We start from the raw sequence: 22,975 nt of genomic DNA on the forward strand, positions 1-22,975 counted from the left end.
GCGGCAGGAGGGTCACTGACGGCGCACCACGCCCGCCTCTGCCACGCCCCTCAGGTGCCCGACGATGTCGGCCGCTGCCGCGGGTCGGGCGAAATGGAAGCCCTGCCCCAGCCGGCCACCCTGGGCCCTGATGCAGTCCACCTGGTCGGCACTCTCCAGCCCCTCGACCAGCACGTCGAAGCCCAGCTCCTCCCCCAGCGCGATCACCGCCCGGATGATGGCCCGGTCGCGCGAGTCCCTGACCGCATCCCGCACGAAGGCCCGATCGAGCTTCAGCTTGTCGACCGGCAGCTCCTTGAGATAGCGCAGCGAGGAATAGCCGGTGCCGAAATCGTCCACCGCCAGGGAGACCCCGAGCGCCCGGATCTCCTGCAACCGACCGAGGGTCTCGGGCTCCAGCGGCATCAACGAGGACTCGGTGAGTTCCAGCTCCAGGCAGCGGGTCGGCAGGCCGGTCTCGTCGAGGATCTGCCGCAGGCGCACCACGAAGTCGGCCCGGGACAGATGAGGGGCAGCGATATTCACCGCGATGCGGCCGAACTCCAGGCCATCGTCCAGCCAGCACCGTCCCTGGCGGCAGGCGCTCCTCAGCACCCATTCGCCGAAGGTCTGGATGAGGCCGGTACGTTCCGCCAGGGGCACGAAGACGGCGGGCGAGACGTAGCCCTCCCGGGGGTGCTCCCAGCGCACCAGCGCCTCCACGCCCGTGCAGTGCCCGCTGCTCAGGCTGACCTGGAGTTGGTAGTGCAGGAACAGCCCCTCCCGCTGCAGCGCCTCGCGCAGGTCGCTGCCCAGCCGCACCCGCTGCATGGCGTGGTCGGTCAGGGTCCGGTCATAGAAGTGATACCCCAGGGCCTCCTGCTTGGCCCGGTACATGGCGGCGTCGGCCTGCTGAATGAGCTCATCGGACACGAAACCGTCATCGGGGAAGAGGCTGATGCCGATGCTGGCCCTGGCACACAGCTTCCAGTCGCCGAATTCGAACGGCGGCTCCATGGCGTGCAGCAGCCGCTCGGCGGCATGTGCCGCCGCCTCCACCGAGGCCAGGCCGCGCACGATGATGACGAACTCGTCGCCACCGAAGCGGGCCACCGTGTCGTCCTGACGCACCGCGCTCATCAGGCGATCGGCGAAGGCTCGCAGGACCCTGTCGCCCTCCGCATGCCCCATGCTGTCATTGATCACCTTGAAATCATTGAGGTCGAGGAAGAACACCGCCAGCCGGGTGTCCTGGTGACGCGACTCGGCGAGGGCCCGCTCGAGGTGCCGGCGCAGGTGCAGACGGTTCGGCAGCCCGGTGAGGGTATCGGTATTGGCGAGCCCTTCCAGCATGCGCTGCACGGACTTCTGTCGATCGACCCAGGCCGCCAGCAGGCCCAGCCCCAGCACCAGGCCGGCGAAGGACGCCACGGCCATGGCCAGCGCCAGGCGGGAGAGCCGAGGACCGCCGTGCATTCCGGGGACCTCGACCTCGTAGAAGCGTGCCGCCGCCATGGCGGTGTAGTGCATGCCGGCGACGGCGAAGCCCATGAAAACGCCCGCCAGAAGCCGCAGCGCCAGTCCCGACGCCGGAGACGCCATCGGCTGGCGCACCCGGAAATGCATGGAGAGCGCGGCCAACGCCAGCAGGAAGGCAACCAACAGGGAGAGCAGGAAGAGCCATGGATCGTAGCGCAATCCCGGCATCTGCATCGCCTCCATGCCGAGGTAATGCATGCCGCCGATGCCCAGCGCGAGCAGCAGGCCGCCTTGCAGCAGCTCCCGGGGGCCGACCCTGGGCTGCCCCATGCAATGCAGCGCGGCCCCACTGCCCAGGATGGCCGGCAGCAGCGACAGCACCGTCAGCCCCAGGGCGTGTTCCATCGCCTCATGGCCACCCACGGAGAACGCCAGCATGCCGGTGAAATGCATGGCCCAGATGCCACAGCCCATGGCCACGGCCCCGCCGAGGTGCCAGCCGACCCTCGCCCGAAGAGGGAAGGAGGCCAGCATGCGGTCGGAAAGCGTCAGGGCGGTCAGGCCGGCGAAGCAGGCGATGAAGATCGAGAGCACGACCAGCCCGGGATCATGCCGCCCCTCCAGCAGGGCGCCCAGGGCGGGATCGGTAGTATCGAAACGCCAAACATCCATGTCGACTCCTGCAGCTTCCCCACGTTGGGCTTCGTGACGCCCGCCCCCTTCTGGTATCGAGGGGTCGGCGCGAGCGTCCAGGGCGCTCTTGGTGGCGCTCATTATTACCCGGCTACTGCAAGGTTAGCCGACTCATGGCCCGCGTCGAGCCGGACGGAACCGGTGACGGGGTACTGGCAACCCACGGTGCGCGGCGCTACCATGCGTGCCGAGCCGCAATAGCTCAGTTGGTAGAGCAACGCACTCGTAATGCGTAGGTCGGTGGTTCGAGTCCACTTTGCGGCACCAGACCACGCCGCCGTCCGGTCGAGGCCGGGCGGCGGCTTGCGTTTCCGGAGTTCAGGTCTCGATGCTCGGACGCTCGGGGGTACGGCGGCGCGACCGGGGGTCGGGAACGTCGGTAGAGAGCTCCAGTTCGTGCTCCTCGCCCTCCTGCCAGTAGCGCAGTTGGGCATCCTCGCCTTTCGGGGTGTCCCTCACGCGCTCGAGGAACTGCAGGGGCGTGCGCGGCACCTCGCCGTTCACCTCGAGCAGCAGCGCCCCCGGCATCATGCCGGCGTCACTCGCCTTGCCCCGCACGTCGCTGACCAGCACGCCCGGCTCGTCCGGCAGCTCCAGTGCCTCGCGCAGGTCATCGTCGACCGGGGTGACCGAGATACCCAGTGCCACCACGACCTGATCGTGGAAGCCCTCGTACTCGATCTCCCGCGCCGCCTCCATCACCGCCGGGGCGACATGGATGCTGGCACCGGCGGTGAGCGCCAGGGCGATGGCGTCGCTGGGTCGGCTGTCGATGTGGATCGGCTCGTCGCGCCCCGCCACCCTCAACTCGAGCATGCCAAGGAAGGTGCCGTCGACCAAGGCATCGATGTAGATGCGCTCGAGACGCACCTCGACACCGTCGAGCACGTCGCCGAGCAGTTCGTGGGTCAGCGGACGTCGCGGCCGGTCGCCGCTCAGGCCACGCAGGATGGCCCCGGCCTCCACCGGACCGATGAAAATCGGGATCACCTCTCGTGCCCCAGGCTCGCGCAACAGCACCACCGGCACCCTGGTCAGCCCGGCGATCCCCACGGTGGCGACCTCCACCTCGACCATGGCCTCGGGCTCCACGGCGAGTTCGCGTCCCTGCACTGGCATCCCGAACGCCAGGCCACCCACGAGCCAGAGGAGCAGGAATCCGCGTTGCAGCGCTGTCATGATACACCTACCGGACCGATCACCGGTCGCTTGACTGTTCCCTAAGCATGGCACCGCCCCGGCACCTCCTCCATGCCGCACCGAAATTCCCGGCGGCTCCGAACCTTGAGAGGATGGCGCCATGAGCACTCCAAAGCGATATTCCCGGAGGTACGTCCACGAGGCCTGTCCTGGCCCCGCTTACCTCGCCTCGGGGTCGAGTCTCAACGACTCGAGTGGCAGGGGCCGGCCGAACAGATAGCCCTGGAAGCGCCGGCAGCCATGCTCGACCAGCCAGTCGTGCTGGGCCCGGGTCTCCACCCCCTCGGCCACCACCTCCAGGCCCAGGCTGCGGGCCAACGCGATGGTGCTGGCCACGATGGCCGCCGTGGCATCCTCCTCCAGCAGGTCGCGCACGAAGGATTGGTCGATCTTCAGCTGATCCAGCGGTAGCTGCTTGAGGTAGGCCAGCGAGGAATAGCCGGTGCCGAAGTCGTCCAGCGAGAAACTCACGCCGCGCTCGCGCAGCCGCAGCATCTTGGCCCGGGCATCGTCACGTTCCTCCATGAACAGGGTCTCGGTGACCTCGAGCTTCAGACGCTCGGCAGGGGCACGAGTCGCCGCCAGGACCGCCAGCACCTGCTCGACGAAGTCGAGTTCCCGGAACTGGCGGGGACTGACGTTCACCGAGATCGACAGGTCGCGTCGCTGCGGGTCCGTCGCCCAGGCCGCCAGCTGGCGACAGGCCGCATCCAGCGCCCAGTAGCCGATGACCACGATCAGCCGGTTCTCCTCGGCCAGGGGAATGAACTCCCCGGGTGACACCAGCCCCCGTTCGGGGTGCTCCCAGCGCAGCACCGCCTCGACGCCGACCACCGCTCCACCGGCCGCCACCTGGGGCTGGTAGTGGAGCCGGAACTCCCGACGCGGCAGGGCCTGGCGCAGGTCGGCCTCGAGACGGGCGCGGGCCTGGAGCCGTACCTGCATATCGGGATCGAAGAAGCTCAGGGTGTTGCGCCCCGTGGCCTTGGCCTGGAACAGGGCCATGTCGGCCTGCTGGAGGATCTCGTCGACGCCGGTGCCCTGGTCACGAATCAGGGTGATGCCCAGGCTGCCGGTCACCGCGACCGACTCGTCCCCCAGGAGGATGGGGTGCTGCAGCACCCCCAGCAGCTTGCGCGCAATCCGTTCGACCACGATCCCGGCGGCTTCCACCTCGCGGCCCAGGTCATGGAACAGCAGCGCGAACTCGTCGCCTCCCAGGCGCGCCAGGGTATCGGCCTCCCGCACCACCCGCCCCAGCCGTTCGGCGATCGTCTGCAGCAGCTGGTCACCGCGATGATGGCCCTGGGTGTCGTTGACCTGCTTGAAATTGTCCAGGTCGAGGTACACCAGCGCCCCGTACTGCCGCGTGCGATAGCTGTCGCGCAGCACGCCCTCCAGCCGGTCGAGCATCAGGCGCCGGTTGGGCAGGCCGGTGAGCGGATCGTAGAAGGCCAGCTGGTGGATCTCCTGCTCGGCGGCCTTGCGCTCGGTGAGATCGCTGAAGGTGGCCACATAGTGGGTGAGCTCGCCGGCGGCGTTGTGCACAGCGCTGATGGTCAGCCACTCCGGATATACCTCGCCGTTCTTGCGTCGGTTCCAGATCTCGCCCTGCCAGTTGCCCTTCTCGAGCACGCTGGCCCACAACCCGCGGTAGAAGGTTGCGTCGTGCATCCCCGAACTCAGCAGGCGCGGGTTCTTGCCCAGGACATCCTCCTCGCGATAGCCGGTGATGCGGCTGAAGGTGTCGTTGATGCGCAGGATGTTGCCCTCGGCGTCGGTGATCAGCATGCCCAGGTGGGTCTCGAAGGCGGTGGCGGCGATGCGCAGCTGGGCCTCGGTGGCCCGCTCTTCGGTCACGTCGCGCACCACGGCCAGGGCCCCGCCGATGTCCTGGCCGAGATTCACCAGCGGGCTGAGCACCGCATGGTATTCGCGATGCTGGCCCTGCGACGACATCCGATAGTCGTACTCGACCGGCTGTCCCGTGCGTTCCATCTCATCGAAGGCGGCATCGAGCCGGTCGGCCAGCGTCACCGGCAACACCTCACGGTAATGCCGATCGCGCAGCGACTCCGCGTCGACCACCAGCTCGCCCGGATCCGTGGCGTGGGCGTAGACGAAACGCCGGCGTTCATCGAACACCAGGATCGTGTCCTGGATCGACCCCACCAGCGCCTCGAGCCGCGCCTCCCGCGACTGGGCCTCGCGGCGGGCCTGCTCGCGCTCGACCACGCTCCGGCGCACCTCGGCTTCCAGGCTCAGGCGGTTGAGGTAGTGCCGCAACACCACGCCCCCCAGCAGGATCACGACCAGGGCGATGGCCGAACGTCCCCAGAGGCCGTGGAGCCAGTCCGCCAGCACGATCTCGACCGCCTCGCCGACCACGGCCACGAAGGGCAGCTCACCGATCCGCTGCAGGGTGTAGAGGCGCTCCTCTCCATCCAGCGGCGAAGCGGTACGGAACTGCACCTCATCCGCCCCGCTGTCGATGAAATCGCGGGTCAGCGGTTCCTCGATGCGTTTGCCGAGGCGCTCCAGGGGGCCCTCTTCCGAGAAGGCCGGACGGCGGGCGATCAGCCGCATGTCGGTATCGATGAGGGCGGTGCTCTGCCCGCGGGCCATGCTCAGCCGTTCCAGGTCGCCGGCGAAGGACGCGAGGTCCAACTGGGCACTGATGATACCGCCCCCCGACAGGCGCCGGGCGTGCACGACCCGGAACCGATCACCGGAGGGCCGAAACAGGGGCGTCACGAGCTCCTCGGAGGCCCCTCCCCCGAGCGCGGCATGGTAGTCGAGCAGTTCCCCGACCTGCTGGCCGGGGGAATAGGCGGGGTCGGTAGAGGCCAGGATGCGTCCCTCCGGCCCCACCAGGCACAGCTCGTCGATGAACGACAGGCCATCGCGCAGCGAGACCAGCCAGGCCCCCAGGTGTTCCGGGGAGTCTGCCATCCCCGCCAGCGCGTCCTGCTCGAGCAGGGTCGCCAGGCCTTGCAACAGCGCCTCGCTGGAGGCAAAGGTACTCGCTACCCACTCCGCCACCAGGTCGGCCCGCACCGCGGTCCGCTCGTCGGCGGCCTGGACGTCGCGCCGGTACTGCTCGACCAGCAAGGCCGCCAGGGTCGCCAGGATCAGCAGCACGGCGACCAGGTAGATCCCGATGGCGCGACGCCATTCGCGGCGATGGTTCGAAGTCGTCAGGAAGGAAGAGTCTGCATGGCGTCTCACGAGACGGCGTTCCTTGCACGGTGGAGGATTCCTCCCCGCAGTGTAACCACATGAACGACGATGTGCCGTACCGCCCAGCCTGGCCATCGTGCGACGGCCGGGCCAATCTGATGACAGGTCCTGACGGAGAACCCCGCCATGGAAGAGGTCACCCGACAGTTCCTCGACGCCAACCAGCCGCTGATCCGTCTGGCGGTGGCGCTGCTGCTGGGCGCACTGATCGGCATCGAGCGCGGCTGGGTCGCCCGCCAGCAGCGTCCCGGCGAACGCATCGCCGGGGTGCGCACCCACGCCCTGGTGGGACTGCTCGGCGGCATCGCCGCCCTGCTCTCGGCATCGGTCAGCGACTGGGCGTTCCCGCTGATCTTCGTGGCGGTGGCGGCCACCGCCCTGGTGGCCTGGAGGGCGCGTCTCGGCGACCCGCCCGACTACAGCATCACCGGGTTGATCGGGCTGCTGCTCACCTTCTGCTTCGGTGCCGTGGCGGTGGGCGTGGACCTGGCCGTGGCGACCGCCTGCACGGTCGCCACCGCGGTGATCCTCGACAACAAGCGCGAGATCCACGGCCTGCTCAATCGCCTCCAGGCCCGCGAGCTGGATGCCGGCCTCAAGCTGCTGGTGATCAGCGTGGTGATGCTGCCGCTGCTGCCCGACCGCGCAATGGGTCCCGGCAACGTCCTCAACCCCTACGAGCTGTGGTGGATGGTGGTGCTGATCGCCGTGGTCTCCTTCGTCGGCTACTTCGCGGTGCGCGTCGGCGGCCCCGAGAAGGGGATCCTCTTCACCAGCCTGTTCGCCGGCCTCAGTTCCTCCACCGCCCTGACCCTGCACTTCGCCCGCCAGTCGCGCCTGGCCCCGAGCCTCTCGCCGCTGCTGGCGGCCGGCATCCTGCTGGCCTGCGGCACCATGTTCCCGCGCATCCTGCTCTATACCGCAGTGGTCAACCCCGGCCTGCTGCCATCGCTGCTGCTGCCCGTCAGCCTGATGGCCCTGACCCTCTATCTGCCGGCGCTATGGATCTGGCGCCGCCATCGCCGCAACGGCCTGGTGGAAAATGCCGGCCTGGTACAGAACCCGCTGGAGTTGCGCACGGCGCTGTTCTTCGGCGCCCTGCTGGCACTGATCATGCTGCTCGGGGAATGGCTGCGCGGCCTGTTCGGCGAGGCGGGCATCTATCTGCTGGCCATCAGCTCGGGCATGGCCGACGTGGGTGCCATCACCCTGTCCTTGACCCGCATGTCGCTGAACGCCATTGAGGCCCAGACCGCCGTGCTGGGCATCATCCTCGCCGCGGCCACCAACAACCTGGTCAAGGCGGGCCTGGCCGGTGCCCTCGGCACCCGCCATACCGGCTGGCGGGTCGCCCTGCCGATGCTGGCGTCGCTGGTGGTCGGGCTGGCGGCGGTCGCCCAGGCGATGCTGCTGGCGGGATGACGGGGGTCAGGAGCGCTCCACCTCGGCCAGGCGTCGCTCGAGGAAGCGCCGCTCCGGCGCCTGGGACACCAGGGCGAGCGCCTCGCGGTAGTACCCGACGGCTTCCTCGCGACGCCCCAGCCGGCGCAACAGGTCGGCCCGGGCCGCCGGCAGCAGATGGTAGCCGGGCAGGTGGATCTCCTCGAGCAGCGCCAGCCCCTGCTCCAGGCCATCGGCCATGGCCACGGCCACGGCGCGATTGAGCGCCACCACCGGGCTGGGCTGCAGGCGATAGAGCAGGCTGTAGAGGGAGGCGATGCGCCGCCAGTCGGTGGCATCCGCGCTGGGCGCCTCGGCATGCAGGGCGGCGATGGCCGCCTGCACCGCATAGGGTGCCGGTGGGCCGCCACGCAGGGCGATCGCGGCCTGGGCGATCCCCTCCTCGATGGCCTCGCGGTCCCAGCGCGAGCGGTCCTGCTCCTCCAGCAGCACCAGGTCCCCCGCCGCGTCGGTGCGCGTCTCGCGGCGGGAATGGTGCAGCAGCATCAGTGCCAGCAATCCGCGGGTCTCGCGCTCGGCGGGCAGCCAGCCCACCAGCCGGCGTCCCAGGCGGATCGCCTCCTGACACAGGTCGTCGCGCACCAGGCGCTCTCCCTGGCTGGCCGCATAGCCCTCGTTGAAGATCAGGTAGAGCACCGCCATCACCGCCTCCAGGCGCTCGCCCAGGGCCGCGTCGGTGGGCACCTCGAAGGGAATGCCGGCATCGCGGATCTTGGCCTTGGCCCGCACCAGCCGCTGGGCCAGGGTGGGCACCGGCACCATGAAGGCGCGGGCGATCTCCTCGGTGGTGAGCCCGCCCAGGGTGCGCAGGGTCAGCGCCACCTGGGCGGCGCGCGAGAGCGCCGGGTGGCAGCAGGTGAAGATCAGCCGCAGGCTGTCCAGGGGCTCGGGGTCGTCGGGATCCACCGCCCGGGTCAGCTCCAGGTGTACCGCCAGCTCATCGGCCTTGCGCTCGCGCATCCGGTGATGACGCAACTGATCCAGGGCCTTGTGGCGCGCCGTGGCCGACAGCCAGGAGATCGGACTCGCCGGCATTCCCTCCGCCGGCCACTGCAGCATGGCCGCCTCGAAGGCCGCCTGCAGGGCGTCCTCGGCCAGCGAGAAGTCACCGAAGCGGCGGATCAGGCCGGCGAGCAGGCGCCCGTATTCGCGCCGATAGAGGGCGTCGAGGTTCACAGCCGATAGGCCGGATCCACCGGCCGCACTTCCACCGTGCCGCCCACCCGCAGCGGCGGGATGCGCCGCGCCAGGGCCAGCGCCTCGTCCAGGTCCTGGCACTCCACCACATGGAAGCCGCCCAGTTGCTCGCGGCTCTCGGCGAAGGGGCCGTCCAGGGTCACCAGCTCGTCGCCATGCCGGCGCAGGGTGGTGGCAGTGTCCGTCGACTGCAGCCGAGCCCCGCCACGGTAGGCACCGCTGGTGACCATCTCCTGAATCAATGCGTGGTAGTCGTCCATCACCGACTCGCGCTCCGGCGCCGGCAACGCCTCCCAGAGCGCCTCCTCGATACAGCACATCAGCATGTATTGCATGGTCGCCTCTCCCGAATCATCTCGAAGGGTAGCCGGCCCGCCAGAGCCGTGCCTCACTCTCCCATCGATCGAGCCCCGGGCGAATCGACGTCACGAGCGCCGCCCCCGCCGTCAGCCGCCGAGCAGCTCCTCGACCAGCTCGACGAGGTCGGCCGTGCAGCGGGCACCGGGCGCCTTGGCCTCGTCCCCCGGGCGGTACTTGCCGGAGCGTACCAGGCAGGCCTGCAGTCCGACCTTCCGGGCGGCGGCGACGTCGCACTCCACGTCGTCGCCGACCATCAACGTCTCCCCGGGCGCCACCCCCGCATCGCCGAGCACGGCGCGGAAGAAGTCGCCCGACGGCTTGCCGAGCACCGTCGCCTCGACGGCGGCGGCATACTCCAGGGCGCGCACGAAGGGCCCCGCATCCAGGTGCAGGGCCCCGGCCCGGCGGAAGTAGCGGTTGGTGCCCACGGCGAGCAGCGGTGCGCCCCGCTGCAGCAACTGGAAGGCCTCGTTCAGGTGGGCATAGTCCAGGCGCCGCTCGGCATCGCCGAGTACCACGGCGTTGGGATCGTCGCGGTCCAGGTCGGCAAACTCGGGCTCGAGCGCCTCGTGGATCAACAGGTAGGGACGCAGTCGGTGACTCACCAGGTGGTTGCGGATCGCCGCCGGCGCGGTGAAGACCTGCTCCGGCGCCGCCTCGAAACCCAACGCCTGGAGCTCATCGCAGACCGCGGCAGTGGTCTTGCGCGAGGTGTTGGTGACGAAACGCAGCGTCAGTCCCTCGGCCTGCAACCGTGCCACCGCCGCCACGGCACCGGGCAGGGCCACGCCGTCCTCGGTCAGCACGCCACTGATATCGAGAAAAACCGCCTTGAGCATCGTCACGCCTCCACGAAGGTTCCCCTATCTAGCCTAGACGCTCCCGGCGCCCTGCGTGTTGCATCGCAATATCCGTGCCGGCTCACCCGCGAGGAACCGGGATCGGCACCCGACCGCGGGTGATCGCTGGCGGCATCGGCTAGGCTGCAAGGGTCACGCCCTCGGGCCGCGGCCCTGGACGCCCCCGGAGTCTGCGCATGGACTTTCTCGTCAACCTGGATGTGGACGATCTCGAACGCGCCGTCGTCTTCTATCGCGAGGCCTTCGGCTTCACCCTCGGCCGCCGCTTCGGCAGCGCGGTAGTAGAACTGCTCGGTGGCCCGGCGCCGCTCTACCTGCTGGCCAAGGCCGCGGGCACCGAGGCCTTCGACGGCGATACCCGCCACCGCGACTACCGGCGCCACTGGACACCGCTGCACCTCGACTTCGTGGTCGACGACATCGAGGCGGCGGTGACACGCGCCACCGCCGCCGGTGCCGTACTCGAACGCCCGATCGCTACCCAGGCCTGGGGGCGGCTGGCGCTGCTGCACGACCCCTTCGGCCACGGCTTCTGCCTGGTGCAGTTCCTCGGTGAGGGCTACGACGCCATCGCCGACCGCTGACGCCGCCCCCTGCCCCTTGCCTCCTGCATCGGGACGAGGAACCGCGCTCAGGCCACCGGCTTGGCCTGTCACTCGGCATGGAAGGAGTGGTCACAAGACCTCCAGCATTGTCGAGGTCAAGGACCACCATCCGCCGGCATGCCTTCGTACTCGTCATGCCGCCTGACCCAGTCCATGATCCGCGTCTCGTTGCGCCCCTTGGGAGTGATATCGAGATAGATGAAGGCGCCGTTCACCTCCTCGTTGCCCCGCGCATAGCTGGAGTAGGTATGATAGACCTCGCCATGCTCGTCCTGGTAGAAGACGCTGAGGCCGGGCAACTCCTCGTACCCCTCGGTCCAGGCATAGTTGTAGAGGACCCTGCCCTCGGCCAGCTGCGCCGGGGTGAAGGAGACGTGGAAGTCGTAGTTGAAGTCGCTGCCGCAGGACGACACCCACCGGGCCCGCCATCCCATGCGTCGGCGGTAGGCCTCGATCCGGTCGAGCGGCGCCCGCGACACCCGCACGTAGCTGACGTCATGGTGCTCGAGGTGCACGACCGCCCCCTCGGCGTGATCGGCCTCCATCGAGCAGCTCGGGCAGCCCGCCTCCCAGTCGGGGCCGAACATGAAGTGATGGACGATCAACTGGCTGTTGCCGCCGAACAACTCGGCGAGGGTCCGCTTTCCCTCCAGGGTGTCGAAGACATAGGTCTTGTCGAGCTTCACCCAGGGCAACTCGCGCCGCTCGGCGGCCACCAGGTCGCGCAGCCGCGTCAGCGCCTTCTCGTTGCGTAGATGGGCCTTGCGCGCGGCCAGCCACTCCTCGCGCGAGACGACCCTGCGGGCGATCCAGGCGTCATCGATGGCAATCATGTCGCGTCTTCTCCTGTCGCTGTCATCACGCGGCGGAGCCCAGGGCTCCGCCTCTCCCCCGGGTATCGTCCGGTGAGCCGCGCTATCGACAACCACGAGGACGACGACACAGCGCTGCTTCATGGCCATACGCCTCGATGATCGAGGTGCCCTTATTCTGCGGGTGCCTGTCGATCCACCTCCTCCTCGTTCGACTGCAGGGTGTCAGCCCATATCACTCACCCGAGGAGGAAGCCCCATGCTGCTCAATGCCTACCTGATCTTCGACGGCGACTGCCGCGCCGCCTTCGAGTTCTACCAGCGCTGCCTCGGCGGCGAGATCGTCGCCATGCACACCTACGGCGAGGCCCCGGCGGAAGCGGAGATGCCCGCCACGGTCCACGACAGGATCATGCACGCCCGCCTGGTCGTGGACGGCCAGGTGCTGATGGGCTCCGACAACACCTCCGAGTGCCCGGTCCCCTACGAGGGCATCAAGGGCGTCTCCCTCACGCTCGGCGTCGACACCCCCGAGGAGGCCGAGCGACTCTTCCAGGCCCTGGCCGACAACGGCACCGTCCGGATGCCCCTGGAGGAGACCTTCTGGGCCAGGTCCTTCGGCATGCTGGTCGACCGCTTCGGCGTGGCCTGGATGATCAACTGCGAGAAGGAGATGCCGACATGAGCGAGGTGCCCCATCCGCCCATCGTCGAGCGCGACGCCTGGCTCGACGCCCGCCAGCGGCTGCTCGAGCACGAGAAAGCGCTCACCCACCTGTACGATGCGGTGAACGCCGAACGCCGCCGGCTGCCGATGGTGAAGCTCGACAAGACCTATGTCTTCGACGGTCCGGACGGCGAGACCCGCCTGCTCGATCTCTTCGAAGGGCGACGCCAGTTGATCGTCTACCACTTCATGTTCGATCCGGAGTGGGAGAAAGGCTGCAGCGGCTGCACCGGCTTCGTCGATGCCCTGGGCGATCTCTCGCTGCTGCATGAACGCGACACCGGCTTCGCCCTGGTCTCCCGGGCGCCACTGGGCAGGCTCCAGGCCTACCGGGCCGAGCGCGGCTGGCACTGGCCCTGGGCGTCATCGTTCGGGAGCGACTTCAACTACGACTTCCACGTCACCCTCGACGCGACGGTCGCCCCGCCCGAGTACAACTACCGCCGCCAGGCGGAACTCGAGGCACGCCGCGACGAGCCCCACTTCCTGGGCGGGGAGTGCCACGGTCTGAGCGTCTTCTTCCGCCTGGGCGAGGAGGTCTTCCACACTTACTCCACCTATGCCCGTGGCTGCGAGAGCCTCACCGACGCCTATGCCCTGCTCGACCGTACGCCCTACGGACGCCAGGAGGACTTCGAGGACTCGCCGCCGGGCTGGCCCCAGCGGCCCACCTATGGCTGAGTGCTACCGAGCGGGGCCACGGTGCCCCGCTCCCCCTCACGCCATTGCACATGGCGTCGGTACTCACTGGGGGTGAGGCCGGTCATCGCCGTGAAGTCGTGGACGAAGTGCGCCTGGTCGAAGTAGCCCGCGTCATGGGCCACCTCGACGAGCGTCCCGGGCCCCGCCGCCCGCTTGATCAGCGCCCGACCGTGGGCGACGCGAAGCGCCCGGGCGTACTGCTTGGGCGACAGCCCCAGGTGGCCCCGGAACAGCCGCTGCAGCCGGCGCTGGCTCACGGAGAGCGCCTCCGCCAGCTCGGCGATGCTGCCCTGGCCCTGGCGCTGCTGCAGCCATGCCAGCGCCCCTCCCAGCAGCGGCGGCGGCGCCTCGACCTCGTTCAGCCCGGCGAGGAGATGCCGCTCCAGCAGGGCGATACGCGCCTCGAAGCCGACGACCGCCGCCAGCCGCTCATGCAGTTCGACCAGGGAGCGACGCCGCAGCGCCTCGGCCGGCATCAACCCGGCCTCGGCCAGGGCCTCCGGCGCCTCGCCCAGCACTGCCCCGCCCATCCCCGGCAGGAAGCGCACGCCCAGCAGATCCAGCCCGGCCTCGACTCCTAACCGCGCGCTGCGCAGCGAGGGGCCATCGACCCAACCGGGACCGACGTGCCGCACCCCATCGCGCCACAGGGGCGCGCCGACGTTGAACATCAGCCCCATGCCGCCGTCGGGATGCAGCAGCTCGACCGGGGACGTCACGGCCCCCGCACCGCCCCGGGCCCACCAGTAGCACTGCACGACGGCGCGTAGCGGCCCGCGCGGCGCGACCCGTCGCAGCGTCAGCCCGGTGGCCGGGCGTCGCAAATCTACAATCTCGCCCGTCCCCGCCGCGCTAGGTTGATGCCTGTCATTCACCATCGGAGCCCCTATCATGCGCATGGACTACTTCGCCGCCAGCCCGGACGCCCTCCAGCCCCTGGTCGACATCGAACGCTACCTGGCCAGGGCGGCCCGGCGCCGCGACGAGCTCGGCGGCGGCCTGCTGGGCCTTCTCTATACCCGCGTCTCCCAGATCAACGGCTGCGCCTACTGCCTCGACATGCACACCAAGGATGCTCGCCAGGCCGGCGAAAGCGAACAGCGACTCTACGCCCTGAGCGCCTGGCGCGAGACGCCCTTCTTCACTCCCCGCGAGCGGGCCGCCCTGGCCTGGGCGGAGGCCCATACCCTGATCGCCGACCGCGGCATCGACCAAGCGTTGTTCGATGCCACCCGCGCCCACTTCTCGGAGCCCGCGCTGGTCGACCTGACCCTGGCGATCTGCGCCATCAACGCCTGGAACCGCATGGCGATCGGCTTCGCGGCCGAGGTCGGCAGCTACCGGCCCGACTGATCGCCCTCAGTTGCCGGGTCGCTCGTCCGCGGCTGCCGCGGCGAGCGACTCGGCCCGCCGCCGCAAAATCCGCTCCTGCTCGGGCTCGAGCAACAGCCCGAAGCGCTCGCGCAGCACGTCGACCAGCTCGGCGGCCTCGAGCTCGTGCCGCTCCGGCTCGGCCCCGGGACGCACCACCGTCAGCTCCAGGTCGGCGAGGCCCAGGCGCTCCTCCGCCCCGTTGTGCTGGGCCACTATGCGTCGCACGAAGGGCGAGTCCGGGTGATGGGAGACATGGTAGTTGTGGATCTCGGCATCGGCACGGTAGTAGGGCGCGTCGCCGAACTGGTAGATATTGAACCAGCCGTCGTGGCGCCGGTGCCGCAGCAGCCAGAGCCCCACCGGGGAGCGCTCGAGGCGGTACTCCCAGCGGCCGTGGCGCACCTCGACGCCCGCTTCGATCGGCACCGGCTCGCGCGGCCCCACATGGCCGACCCCGACATCGACCAGCCAATCGCGCTCCTCGACGGTCGCCACCAGCATGGTATGGTTCATGGCCGTGAGCCGGCGGGACTCCTCGCCCACCAGCATCCGCGCGCCCCGGGCCGCCACCCGGAAGCCGAGCCGGTCCAGTACCGTACCGAACAGCAGGTTCTGCTCGTGGCAGTAGCCGCCTCGGCGGCGCCTTATCAGCTTGTCCTCCAGGCTCGCCAGGTCCAGGCGGATCTCGCCGCCGGTGACGATCTCGAGGTTCTCGAAGGGCACCGCGGCGAGGTGCGCCCGCTGCAGGGCGCGCAGCGTCCCCAGGGTCGGCGTCAGCGGTCCTCGGTAACCGATACGCTCCAGATAGGCCTCGAGATCGAGCGGTGACGCTTCCCACCGGGCCGACTCATGAGACGGGCAAGAGATAGTGGAAGCCTGCATGACGAACCCTCCTGTGTCGGGCGATGCCCTGCCGCGGTGAACGAGCTGGCCACCCGAGGGCGACCGTCGTGTCGCAGGCTACGACCTCAAGTTCGCTTCAGGTAAAGCACGGGGTTCGCTATCGGCCGGATAGCCACCGACAATGTCGGGCTTCCCCCTATCGACTCACGGCCCCAGGAGACCGGATGAAACTGATCCTCAGCCGCAAGGGCTTCGACTCCTCCGCCGGGGGCGTGCCGAGCCCCCTCTTCCCGGATGGCCGGCTGCTGGCCCTGCCCATTCCGGACGCGACCTCGACGATTCGCTACCACGATATCGCCCATGATGGCGTCTCGCTGGACACCCTGGTCACCCCGCTGACCCGGGGCAAGGTCGCACCCGACGACGGCGCCCATCTCGATCCCGACCTGATCGCCGGGATGCTGCCCCGCCAGGCCGGCTGGCGGCCGATCTTCGGGCAGTCCGGCCAGGCCCAGGGGCATCTGCGCAACCACGGGGTCGGCCCGGGGGACCTCTTCCTGTTCTTCGGCCTCTTCCGCCGTGTCGAGCCCCACGACGGCGCCTGGCGCTGGGCGCCCGGCTCGCGTCCCCACCATGTGATCTGGGGCTGGCTGCAGGTGGCGGCGATGGTGCCGGTGGACGAGGCGCGCTCGGGGGACTATGCGTGGGCGGCCTATCACCCCCACTTCCGGCGTGCGGCCGATCCCCGCAACGTGCTCTACCTGGCGAACCGGCGGCTACGCCTCGATGGGCTGAATGAGGCGTTGCCGGGCGCCGGCGTCTTTCCGCATTTTTCGCCGAATCGACAGCTGACGACACCCGGTGCGGAGCGGGTCTCCGACTGGCGGCTGCCCGCCTGGTGCTATCCGCAGGGCGAGCGCCGGCCGCTGAGCTACCACACCGACCGGCGACGCTGGCAACGCCATGCCGACCACACCGCGCTGAGTGCGGCGGCGCGCGGCCAGGAGTTCATCCTGGAGTGCGATGACTATCCCGAGGCGCTGACCTGGGCCGGCGGCCTGATCCGGTGCCGATCACCGGCAAGAGACTAGCTGCGCAGGTCGCGAAAGGCCTCGATCACCCGTTCCGCCAACGCTTCACCGGCGCCACCCAGCCCATCCCGACGCACCAGGGCGACCTGGTAGTCGCCCAGCGGCGGCAGGGTATCGCCATCGAGCCGACGCAGCGGCGCGCGCCCGGTGGAGGGCATCTGGGTCATGGCCATACCCTTTCAATAAATCTTAATGCCGCTCGAGGTAGACGCCCTGCACGCCCTGCAGGAGCGCGAGGCAGACGCGCTCCATGACCACCGCCCATCATGAGCGTAGCGTGCCGGCCGTCATTCCTCCGCCGCGGTTTCCAGTCCATCCAGCAGCTTGCCGAGCAGCCGGCTCAGCGTCTCCTGCTCCTCGCGACTCAGGGGCTCGAGTAGTCGCGCCTCGTTCTCCACGTGCTGCGGAATGAGCCGGTCCATCAGCTCGCGTCCCTGGTCGGTGAGCGAGACCAGGGTGCCGCGGCGGTCCTCGGGATTGGGCGAGCGCCGGATCAACCCGGCCCGCTCCAGGCGATCCAGCCGATTGGTCATGCCCCCCGAGGAAATCATCAGTGCCTCGAACAACTGGGTCGGCGTCAGCGCATAGGGCGTACCGGCGCGGCGCAGCGAGGCCAGCACATCGAACTCCCCCGCCTGCAGGCCGTGCTGCTTGAAGAAGGCATCCAGCCGCCCCTTGGTGATCAGTTGACTCGTCTTCAGGTAACCGACCACCTCCATGGGCAGCAGGTCGAGGTCGGGCAGCTCACGCCGCCATTGGCTCACCGCCAGTTTCACTCGGTTCATTGCCGCTCTTCCTTGCCAAATATAAATCTCGATATTAAGATACTTCCCAGAAAGTCACTCTTCGAAGAGATACTTAATCTCAAGCTACAGGAGCCTATGATGACCAACGTCACGCCCACGCACAAGCGCCCCGGCCTCCAGGCGATCGGTTGCCTGCTGCTGGTCGGCACCTTCCTCGCCCTGTCGCTGACGATCGGCAAGTTGGCCGACGAGGCCGGCGCCCCACGCTTGACCTTTCTGATGGCGGCCATGGCCGGGGCCGGCCTGGTGCTGCTGGGCATCGCCGCGGCCCGCCACCGGCCGCTGACCTTCGACCGTCGCACCCTGGAGTATGCCGCCGTGGCCGGGGCCCTGTTCGCCCTGCCCAATGCCCTGGCCTTCGTGGCGGTACGTCACGTCGGCGCCGGCTTCATCTCGCTCAGTTTCGCCTTCCCGATCCTGATCACCTGGCTGCTGGCCGTCCTGCTGAGCCTGGAACGCTTACGGATGCTGCGCCTGCTCGGCGTGCTGCTGGGGCTCTCCGGGGGCCTGGTGCTGGCCACGGCCAAGGCCGGCGGCATCGACGGCTCACCGGGCTGGGCCCTGCTGGTGCTGGCCATGCCGCTGGTGATCGCCCTGGGCAATCTCTATCGCACCCTGCGTTGGCCCGAGGCCAGCTCGCCGGTCTTCCTGGCGGCGCTGATGATGTTCGGCGGGGCCGCGACCCTGCTGCCCCTGGCACTGGCCCTCGAACCCGGCCAGCTGCCCATCCTGTTCACCCGCGACGCCGTGCTGCGCCTGCTCGCGGTGGAGATCACGGTGTTCTCAGTGCTCTACCTCTTCTACTTCGTGCTGCAGAAGCTCGCCGGCCCCGTCTACTTGAGCCAGATCGGCGCGGTGGCGGCCGTGGTCGGTACCCTGATCGCGGTGCTGGCCCTCGGCGAAGCGCCGCCGCCCAACCTGGGCCTGGCCGCGCTGCTGGTCATCGTCGGCAGCCTGCTGTTCCAGCGTGGGGCCCGCGCCGCGACCCAAGGCTTGAAGTCGACAAGCGGCCACCAAGCGTCTACCTAGAAGGGTGATCCCCCACCACGCCAGGCCCGAGAGGAGAATTCGCCATGACCGCTCCCCTGCCCCCCGTCGTCTCCCAGGCGGAGTGGCAAGCCGCCCTCGAGGACCAGATCGCCAGGGAGAAGGCCCATACCCGGGAGCGCGACCGGTTGAGCGCCGCCCGCCGCCGGCTGCCCATGGTCGAGGTACGCGGCGACTACGGCTTCGAGGGCCCGTCGGGCCCGGCGAGCCTGCTCGACCTGTTCGCGGGGCGCTGCCAGCTGATCGTCTACCACTTCATGTTCGGGCCCGACTGGGAGGCGGGCTGCGACGGCTGCTCCTGGGTGGTGGATGCCATGACCCACCCCGCCCACCTGCACGCCCGGGACACCAGCCTGGTGCTGGTCTCCCGCGCGCCCTTGGCGAAGCTCGAGCGCTACCGGCAACGCATGGGCTGGCAACATCCGCCCTGGGTCTCCTCCCTGGGCAGCGACTTCAACCGCGATATGGGCGTGACGAGCCAGGACTGCTGCGCTCCGGACACCGACCGCGGCGAGCGCCACGGGGTCAGCGTCTTCCTGCGCGACGGCGAGCGGATCTACCGCACCTACTTCACCGGCAAGCGCGGCGTCGAGTACCTGGGCAGCCTGTGGAGCTATCTGGACCTGACGCCCTACGGCCGCCAGGAGACCTGGGAGGAGTCGCCACCCGGCTGGCCCCAGACGCCACCCTACGCCTGGAACCGCCGCCACGACGAGTACGAGCCCTGAGCGCGCTCGCCGGTGGACCCGTCGCGTCATGGGCCCGGCAGACGAGCCTTCACTTCTGCCATTCGCAGGGCGTGCCGTACCGGTTGAAGCGAACTGACACGAGTGGCGGGAGGAGAGAGACACCGTGACGGCCCGACGCTGGTCGATGGCGACATCCCGTCGATCGGGAGGGCAAGCGCATGAAAGTTCTGACGCTCAAGGTCCTGGCGCTGTTCGGCGCGCTGATGCTGGGGGTGATTGCTGACATTCGCAGCTTCGACGAGACGCGGGGCGGCTACGAGCCGCCATATACCGGCTTCACCGGGGAGCCCATCGACTAGCGACGGCTCGATCGCGGCCCGGAGGGCTTCGACAAGCGCGGCCATGTGATCGATGTGCTGGTCAACTGCGAGACCGGCATGATCAGCCTCTCGGTGTTTGGTCTCGAATGGCAATGGCGCCAAGTGTCGCCACGGGCCCTGGCAGTGCACCGCCCACGGGAAGCCTGCCAGCAGGTCGGCTATGTAACACGCTTCTAAGGCAGCGCCTCCACTTCGCGCTTGATACAAGCGATGCGGGCTTATTGCGCCTGTTATTTTTGTCGCTTCGAAAGCGGCCTATGAGCGTCTCTAGGGACGAAGTTTCATTTGAATAACCGCGAACCTGGGGATGGTAGCAGTGCTCAAAAGCGTCTTACTGGCTGCTGAGAGTGGCTTCATCGTCGAGAGCAGGTAGCAGAGGCGGGTATTCATGGTTTCACACAGCCTCGGCCGATTGCGGGTATCGATCAGCGTTGCGGCTCCCCCTACTGGGCCTTGCCCATCGCCATCGCCGACTCGGGCGAGACGCCCTGGGCCAGGGCCGCCTCGCGCTCAGCGGCGAGGGCGCGTCGGAAGGCGTCGCGCTGCTGCAGGCGTTCCCAGTAGGCGGCCACGGCAGGCTTGAAACGCTCGTCCAGTCCGATATGGCTGGCCAGCAGCAGCGCATAGCCCACCGAGATGTCGGCGGCGGTGAAGCGCCCGGCGCAGAGGAAGGGCTCGCGCTCCAGGCGCGGCTCCAGGGTGCGCAGCCGGGAGAGACACCAGCGGGCATAGTCCTCCACCACCTGGGGCTGGCGCCGCTCGGGCGGCTCGAAATGGCCGTAGCGCAGCACCAGGGTCTGGGGAAAGGTCAGGGTCGCCTCGCCGAAGTGCAGGAAGTTGAGGTAGTCGGCGTAGGCCGGCTCGTCCGCCCCCACCTCCAGGCCCGCCTCGGGGCGACGCGAGGCGAGGTACTGGCAGATGGCCGCGGATTCGGTCATGGCCACCTCACCGTCGAACAGCGCGGGCACCGTGCCCAAGGGGTTGATTTCGAGGAAGGTCTCGTCATGCACCCGCGGCGGGAAGGGGTGCATCACCAGCTCATAGGCAAGGCCCAGCTCCTCGAACAGCCACAGGGGGCGGAAGGAGCGAGCGCTGACGCAGTGGTGGAGTCGAATCATGGTCGCGTTCCAGCTGGCTGGTCGAGGGTCATGGTGACCTAGCCGCGCAGGTCGCGAAAGGCCTCGATCACCCGTTCCGCCAAGGCTTCACCGGCGCCACCCAGCCCATCCCGACGCACCAGGGCGACCTGGTAGTCGCCCAGCGGCGGAAGGGTATCGCCGTCGAGCCGACGCAGCGGCGGTCGGATCAGCAGGGCGCCACCGCATTGCGAATGCACTCAGGGGATCGGTCGAGCTGGGATTCTCCCCTCTTCAAGATGATCTGTCCACGATGGAAAAGCATAGCAGGAGAATCGGAAAGCAAAAGAATGCGAATATTAACAGGTACTGCCAGCGGGCCCTCCTGCAACCAAAAAATATTATTAGACAGCGCTTTAATAGTAAAGGTTAGTTGCCACACCCTCACCGGGATTCTATTCTTTTCTGACTATGCCAAAGAACAAGAATTGAGAAGTCCTCTCAGGACAACCCCACGACACCCACACAACACCGGAAAGCAAGCACCTCGGGAGTCTTTCCCAGCGCTGGCTTTCCACGCCGAATGGGGGTGACTCATGATAACACCCTGTTTCATCAAGACAGCCGCCATACTCTTCCTGGTCGCCCCCGCGGCCTCCCTGGGATTGATATCCCCAGGCATGGCAGACAGCCGCCACGTTGACCTGGTGCTGCTCGTAACCATCGACATGCTCAAGGGAGAAATGCCATTCGCTCACTATGACCGCCTCTCGGAAGGTGGCCTCAGGTACGCCATGGATAACGGCGTGTCCTATACCAATGCGCACTATCAACATGCAACCACGTTCACGGCCGTGGGACATGCGGTGCTCGGGACCGGAGCTCCTGCTGCACAGCACGGACTCGCGGGCAATGACTGGGCCGACAGGCAGACCGGGGAGCGCATCTACTGTGTGGCCGACCCCGATAGCGAGCCTTTCGTCGACACGGACATGCTCGGCACTTCACCACGCAACCTGACCGCCACGACCTTCTCCGATGAAATCGTACTTTCTTCCGGTGGCAAGTCGCGCACCTTTGGTGTCAGCGTCAAGGACCGTGGCGCGATCATCCCCGCAGGTCGCTTGGGCAAGGCCTTCTGGTATGAATCGGGATCGGGCGACTTCTACACCACCTCCTACTATTACGACGACATGCCAGAATGGGTCACCGAGTTCAACGAAGCCGGGCACAAGGACAGATTCCGCGACGAACAGTGGACGCTGCTTCATCCCGAAGAGACCTATACCTTTGCCCACAATGACGATCGCGACCATGAAAAGGGCTACTATGCACTCGGCCCGACCCTTCCCAAGGATTACGACAACCCGAACGATGACGACTACTATGGTGGACTGCGCTTTTCACCCGCGGGCGATGAGCTGACACTGGACTTTGCCAGGGAACTGATGGAGCAAGAAGCGATTGGACAAGGGGAAGCCACGGACGTGCTGTCCATCAGTCTCTCAGGCCTGGACTACGTGGGCCATGCCTGGGGCACACACAGCCTGGAATATGAGGACATGTTCCTTCAGGTCGACACCCTGCTCGCCGACTTCTTCGACTTCGTCGATGACCGCGTCGGACTGGACAGCACGCTTCTCATCATTGCCGCCGATCATGGCGCCGATGACACGCCCGAATACCAGCACCAGCAAGGACTTGATGCCGATCGGCACTACCCGGAAGCCTTCATCAAGGCCGCCAATGACGCCTTGCGTAACCGCTTCGACATAGACGACGACCTCATCATGGCGTTCTGGAATCCCAGCCTCTACCTCAATCCCGAGGTCATGGAGCGTCATGATCTGGCTTATCCCGAGGTCGAACGGGCATTGGCCGAAGCCATGCTCAACCAGGATGGAGTGAGCTATGCAATCGCCCGCACGGACCTGGAAAACGGCAAAGTGCCGGATACACCCATCATGCAGAAACTGACACGGGCCTTTCATCCGCAGCGGTCGGGCAATGTCCTCTTCATCCAGGACCAGTTCTGGTACCTGTATCCCAATGCCGATCAGTTCTCGGCCATGCATGGAAGCCCTTACGCCTATGATACGCATGTCCCCATCCTGATGGCCGGTCCGGATATCCCGCATCAGGTCGTGAACAGGAGTGTGGCAGTCAGCGATCTGGCAATTACCGTCACCAACTACATGAACGTCCGGACGCCATCCGGGGCCGATGGCAATCCACTCATAGAAGTCCTGGCCGGGAAAAACCCGTGATAATTCGATAGAAACGGGGTAGAAAACCGGGTCACAATCGAAAGGAATAGCCGCATGCAGCCCACCAGGACTGCATGCGGTGTTTTCA

23 protein-coding genes and 1 tRNA gene are annotated in these 22,975 nt (G+C 67.9%); 11 read left to right on the forward strand and 13 right to left on the reverse strand.

Going from position 1 to position 22,975, the window contains the following annotated elements; all coding sequences use genetic code 11:
- Window positions 1–12: 12 nt before the first annotated feature.
- Window positions 13–2,130 (reverse strand): putative bifunctional diguanylate cyclase/phosphodiesterase, encoded by a 2,118-nt coding sequence (locus QWY80_RS18795; protein WP_290235144.1) that lies wholly within the window; start codon window positions 2,128–2,130, stop codon window positions 13–15.
- A 212-nt stretch (window positions 2,131–2,342) separates the two neighbouring features.
- On the opposite strand from QWY80_RS18795, the gene QWY80_RS18800 reads away from it, so the two are divergent.
- Window positions 2,343–2,418 (forward strand) — tRNA-Thr (locus QWY80_RS18800).
- A 51-nt stretch (window positions 2,419–2,469) separates the two neighbouring features.
- On the opposite strand, the gene QWY80_RS18805 is transcribed toward QWY80_RS18800, so the two are convergent.
- Entirely contained in the window at window positions 2,470–3,270 is an 801-nt protein-coding gene (locus QWY80_RS18805) for a bifunctional nuclease domain-containing protein (RefSeq protein ID WP_290235147.1), read from the reverse strand.
- A gap of 240 nt (window positions 3,271–3,510) precedes the next feature.
- The gene (locus QWY80_RS18810) at window positions 3,511–6,579 is read right to left on the reverse strand and encodes a bifunctional diguanylate cyclase/phosphodiesterase (RefSeq protein WP_290235150.1); all 3,069 of its coding nucleotides are present in this window, start codon (window positions 6,577–6,579) and stop codon (window positions 3,511–3,513) included.
- Window positions 6,580–6,717: 138 nt separating this feature from the next.
- Between QWY80_RS18810 and QWY80_RS18815 the strand changes: the two genes are divergently transcribed.
- On the forward strand, window positions 6,718–8,013 hold the full coding sequence (locus QWY80_RS18815) for an MgtC/SapB family protein (protein ID WP_290235152.1): 1,296 nt from the start codon (window positions 6,718–6,720) through the stop codon (window positions 8,011–8,013).
- A 6-nt stretch (window positions 8,014–8,019) separates the two neighbouring features.
- On the opposite strand, the gene QWY80_RS18820 is transcribed toward QWY80_RS18815, so the two are convergent.
- The 3 genes from QWY80_RS18820 to QWY80_RS18830 form a co-directional block, all read right to left on the reverse strand.
- Window positions 8,020–9,228: an RNA polymerase sigma factor gene (locus QWY80_RS18820; protein WP_290235154.1), complete on the reverse strand. Its 1,209-nt coding sequence runs from the start codon at window positions 9,226–9,228 to the stop codon at window positions 8,020–8,022.
- On the reverse strand, window positions 9,225–9,584 hold the full coding sequence (locus QWY80_RS18825; protein ID WP_290235156.1) for a YciI family protein: 360 nt from the start codon (window positions 9,582–9,584) through the stop codon (window positions 9,225–9,227). The genes QWY80_RS18820 and QWY80_RS18825 overlap by 4 nt, the downstream gene beginning before the upstream one ends.
- 111 nt (window positions 9,585–9,695) lie before the next feature.
- Window positions 9,696–10,448 (reverse strand): TIGR01458 family HAD-type hydrolase, encoded by a 753-nt coding sequence (locus tag QWY80_RS18830; protein WP_290235160.1) that lies wholly within the window; start codon window positions 10,446–10,448, stop codon window positions 9,696–9,698.
- 197 nt (window positions 10,449–10,645) lie between these two features.
- On the opposite strand from QWY80_RS18830, the gene QWY80_RS18835 reads away from it, so the two are divergent.
- On the forward strand, window positions 10,646–11,053 hold the full coding sequence (locus tag QWY80_RS18835) for a VOC family protein (protein ID WP_290235163.1): 408 nt from the start codon (window positions 10,646–10,648) through the stop codon (window positions 11,051–11,053).
- A 116-nt stretch (window positions 11,054–11,169) separates the two neighbouring features.
- Here the strand turns inward: QWY80_RS18835 and QWY80_RS18840 are convergent, their stop codons facing one another.
- A complete protein-coding gene (locus QWY80_RS18840; RefSeq protein WP_290235165.1) occupies window positions 11,170–11,907 on the reverse strand; it encodes a DUF899 domain-containing protein in 738 nt (245 codons plus the stop codon).
- A gap of 238 nt (window positions 11,908–12,145) precedes the next feature.
- On the opposite strand from QWY80_RS18840, the gene QWY80_RS18845 reads away from it, so the two are divergent.
- Window positions 12,146–12,571 carry a VOC family protein gene (locus QWY80_RS18845; protein WP_290235168.1) on the forward strand — a complete coding sequence of 142 codons (426 nt, stop codon included), beginning with the start codon at window positions 12,146–12,148 and terminating at the stop codon, window positions 12,569–12,571.
- Window positions 12,568–13,293, forward strand: a complete 726-nt coding sequence (locus tag QWY80_RS18850; RefSeq protein WP_290235171.1) for a DUF899 domain-containing protein — start codon at window positions 12,568–12,570, stop codon at window positions 13,291–13,293. Before QWY80_RS18845 ends, QWY80_RS18850 begins: the two co-directional genes overlap by 4 nt.
- Here the strand turns inward: QWY80_RS18850 and QWY80_RS18855 are convergent.
- The gene (locus tag QWY80_RS18855) at window positions 13,284–14,213 is read right to left on the reverse strand and encodes an AraC family transcriptional regulator (protein WP_353960466.1); all 930 of its coding nucleotides are present in this window, start codon (window positions 14,211–14,213) and stop codon (window positions 13,284–13,286) included. The genes QWY80_RS18850 and QWY80_RS18855 overlap by 10 nt on opposite strands.
- On the opposite strand from QWY80_RS18855, the gene QWY80_RS18860 reads away from it, so the two are divergent.
- Window positions 14,206–14,667 carry a carboxymuconolactone decarboxylase family protein gene (locus tag QWY80_RS18860; protein ID WP_290235177.1) on the forward strand — a complete coding sequence of 154 codons (462 nt, stop codon included), beginning with the start codon at window positions 14,206–14,208 and terminating at the stop codon, window positions 14,665–14,667. The genes QWY80_RS18855 and QWY80_RS18860 overlap by 8 nt on opposite strands.
- Before the next feature lie 6 nt (window positions 14,668–14,673).
- Here the strand turns inward: QWY80_RS18860 and QWY80_RS18865 are convergent, their stop codons facing one another.
- Window positions 14,674–15,570, reverse strand: a complete 897-nt coding sequence (locus tag QWY80_RS18865) for an arylamine N-acetyltransferase family protein (protein WP_290235180.1) — start codon at window positions 15,568–15,570, stop codon at window positions 14,674–14,676.
- Between the two features lie 185 nt (window positions 15,571–15,755).
- Here QWY80_RS18865 and QWY80_RS18870 point away from each other — a divergent pair, with 185 nt between their 5' ends.
- Window positions 15,756–16,622, forward strand: coding sequence for an Nmad3 family putative nucleotide modification protein (locus QWY80_RS18870; RefSeq protein ID WP_290235184.1), 867 nt, complete (start codon window positions 15,756–15,758; stop codon window positions 16,620–16,622).
- On the opposite strand, the gene QWY80_RS18875 is transcribed toward QWY80_RS18870, so the two are convergent.
- Together QWY80_RS18875 and QWY80_RS18880 are read right to left on the reverse strand one after the other, a co-directional pair.
- Window positions 16,619–16,789, reverse strand: a complete 171-nt coding sequence (locus QWY80_RS18875) for a hypothetical protein (RefSeq protein WP_290235186.1) — start codon at window positions 16,787–16,789, stop codon at window positions 16,619–16,621. The two genes, QWY80_RS18870 and QWY80_RS18875, sit on opposite strands and share 4 nt — an antisense overlap.
- Window positions 16,790–16,909: 120 nt before the next feature.
- Window positions 16,910–17,407 carry a MarR family winged helix-turn-helix transcriptional regulator gene (locus tag QWY80_RS18880; RefSeq protein WP_290235189.1) on the reverse strand — a complete coding sequence of 166 codons (498 nt, stop codon included), beginning with the start codon at window positions 17,405–17,407 and terminating at the stop codon, window positions 16,910–16,912.
- 96 nt (window positions 17,408–17,503) lie between these two features.
- On the opposite strand from QWY80_RS18880, the gene QWY80_RS18885 reads away from it, so the two are divergent.
- From QWY80_RS18885 to QWY80_RS18895, 3 genes are all read left to right on the forward strand, one after another.
- The gene (locus QWY80_RS18885) at window positions 17,504–18,457 is read left to right on the forward strand and encodes an EamA family transporter (RefSeq protein WP_290235192.1); all 954 of its coding nucleotides are present in this window, start codon (window positions 17,504–17,506) and stop codon (window positions 18,455–18,457) included.
- 44 nt (window positions 18,458–18,501) lie between these two features.
- Window positions 18,502–19,203, forward strand: a complete 702-nt coding sequence (locus tag QWY80_RS18890) for a DUF899 domain-containing protein (protein ID WP_290235196.1) — start codon at window positions 18,502–18,504, stop codon at window positions 19,201–19,203.
- Window positions 19,204–19,382: 179 nt separating this feature from the next.
- Window positions 19,383–19,523 (forward strand): hypothetical protein, encoded by a 141-nt coding sequence (locus QWY80_RS18895; RefSeq protein WP_290235198.1) that lies wholly within the window; start codon window positions 19,383–19,385, stop codon window positions 19,521–19,523.
- 464 nt (window positions 19,524–19,987) lie between these two features.
- Here the strand turns inward: QWY80_RS18895 and QWY80_RS18900 are convergent, their stop codons facing one another.
- Window positions 19,988–20,662 carry a glutathione S-transferase family protein gene (locus tag QWY80_RS18900; protein ID WP_290235203.1) on the reverse strand — a complete coding sequence of 225 codons (675 nt, stop codon included), beginning with the start codon at window positions 20,660–20,662 and terminating at the stop codon, window positions 19,988–19,990.
- A gap of 38 nt (window positions 20,663–20,700) precedes the next feature.
- The gene (locus QWY80_RS18905; RefSeq protein ID WP_290235206.1) at window positions 20,701–20,880 is read right to left on the reverse strand and encodes a hypothetical protein; all 180 of its coding nucleotides are present in this window, start codon (window positions 20,878–20,880) and stop codon (window positions 20,701–20,703) included.
- Window positions 20,881–21,300: 420 nt separating this feature from the next.
- Here QWY80_RS18905 and QWY80_RS18910 point away from each other — a divergent pair, with 420 nt between their 5' ends.
- Window positions 21,301–22,887 (forward strand): alkaline phosphatase family protein, encoded by a 1,587-nt coding sequence (locus QWY80_RS18910; protein ID WP_290235209.1) that lies wholly within the window; start codon window positions 21,301–21,303, stop codon window positions 22,885–22,887.
- Window positions 22,888–22,975: the final 88 nt, after the last annotated feature.

It is taken from the genome of Halomonas ramblicola, from assembly GCF_030409215.1.
Lineage (GTDB): Bacteria > Pseudomonadota > Gammaproteobacteria > Pseudomonadales > Halomonadaceae > Halomonas > Halomonas ramblicola.

Coding starts and splice junctions, on each gene's coding strand:
- QWY80_RS18795 (WP_290235144.1), bottom strand. CDS start 2,130: ATGGATGTTTGGCGTTTCGATACTACCGATCCCGCCCTGGGCGCCCTG.
- QWY80_RS18805 (WP_290235147.1), bottom strand. CDS start 3,270: ATGCCAGTGCAGGGACGCGAACTCGCCGTGGAGCCCGAGGCCATGGTC.
- QWY80_RS18815 (WP_290235152.1), top strand. CDS start 6,718: ATGGAAGAGGTCACCCGACAGTTCCTCGACGCCAACCAGCCGCTGATC.
- QWY80_RS18825 (WP_290235156.1), bottom strand. CDS start 9,584: ATGCAATACATGCTGATGTGCTGTATCGAGGAGGCGCTCTGGGAGGCG.
- QWY80_RS18830 (WP_290235160.1), bottom strand. CDS start 10,448: ATGCTCAAGGCGGTTTTTCTCGATATCAGTGGCGTGCTGACCGAGGAC.
- QWY80_RS18835 (WP_290235163.1), top strand. CDS start 10,646: ATGGACTTTCTCGTCAACCTGGATGTGGACGATCTCGAACGCGCCGTC.
- QWY80_RS18840 (WP_290235165.1), bottom strand. CDS start 11,907: ATGATTGCCATCGATGACGCCTGGATCGCCCGCAGGGTCGTCTCGCGC.
- QWY80_RS18845 (WP_290235168.1), top strand. CDS start 12,146: ATGCTGCTCAATGCCTACCTGATCTTCGACGGCGACTGCCGCGCCGCC.
- QWY80_RS18850 (WP_290235171.1), top strand. CDS start 12,568: ATGAGCGAGGTGCCCCATCCGCCCATCGTCGAGCGCGACGCCTGGCTC.
- QWY80_RS18860 (WP_290235177.1), top strand. CDS start 14,206: ATGCGCATGGACTACTTCGCCGCCAGCCCGGACGCCCTCCAGCCCCTG.
- QWY80_RS18855 (WP_353960466.1), bottom strand. CDS start 14,213: ATGCGCATGATAGGGGCTCCGATGGTGAATGACAGGCATCAACCTAGC.
- QWY80_RS18865 (WP_290235180.1), bottom strand. CDS start 15,570: ATGCAGGCTTCCACTATCTCTTGCCCGTCTCATGAGTCGGCCCGGTGG.
- QWY80_RS18870 (WP_290235184.1), top strand. CDS start 15,756: ATGAAACTGATCCTCAGCCGCAAGGGCTTCGACTCCTCCGCCGGGGGC.
- QWY80_RS18875 (WP_290235186.1), bottom strand. CDS start 16,789: ATGACCCAGATGCCCTCCACCGGGCGCGCGCCGCTGCGTCGGCTCGAT.
- QWY80_RS18880 (WP_290235189.1), bottom strand. CDS start 17,407: ATGAACCGAGTGAAACTGGCGGTGAGCCAATGGCGGCGTGAGCTGCCC.
- QWY80_RS18885 (WP_290235192.1), top strand. CDS start 17,504: ATGATGACCAACGTCACGCCCACGCACAAGCGCCCCGGCCTCCAGGCG.
- QWY80_RS18890 (WP_290235196.1), top strand. CDS start 18,502: ATGACCGCTCCCCTGCCCCCCGTCGTCTCCCAGGCGGAGTGGCAAGCC.
- QWY80_RS18895 (WP_290235198.1), top strand. CDS start 19,383: ATGAAAGTTCTGACGCTCAAGGTCCTGGCGCTGTTCGGCGCGCTGATG.
- QWY80_RS18900 (WP_290235203.1), bottom strand. CDS start 20,662: ATGATTCGACTCCACCACTGCGTCAGCGCTCGCTCCTTCCGCCCCCTG.
- QWY80_RS18910 (WP_290235209.1), top strand. CDS start 21,301: ATGGCAGACAGCCGCCACGTTGACCTGGTGCTGCTCGTAACCATCGAC.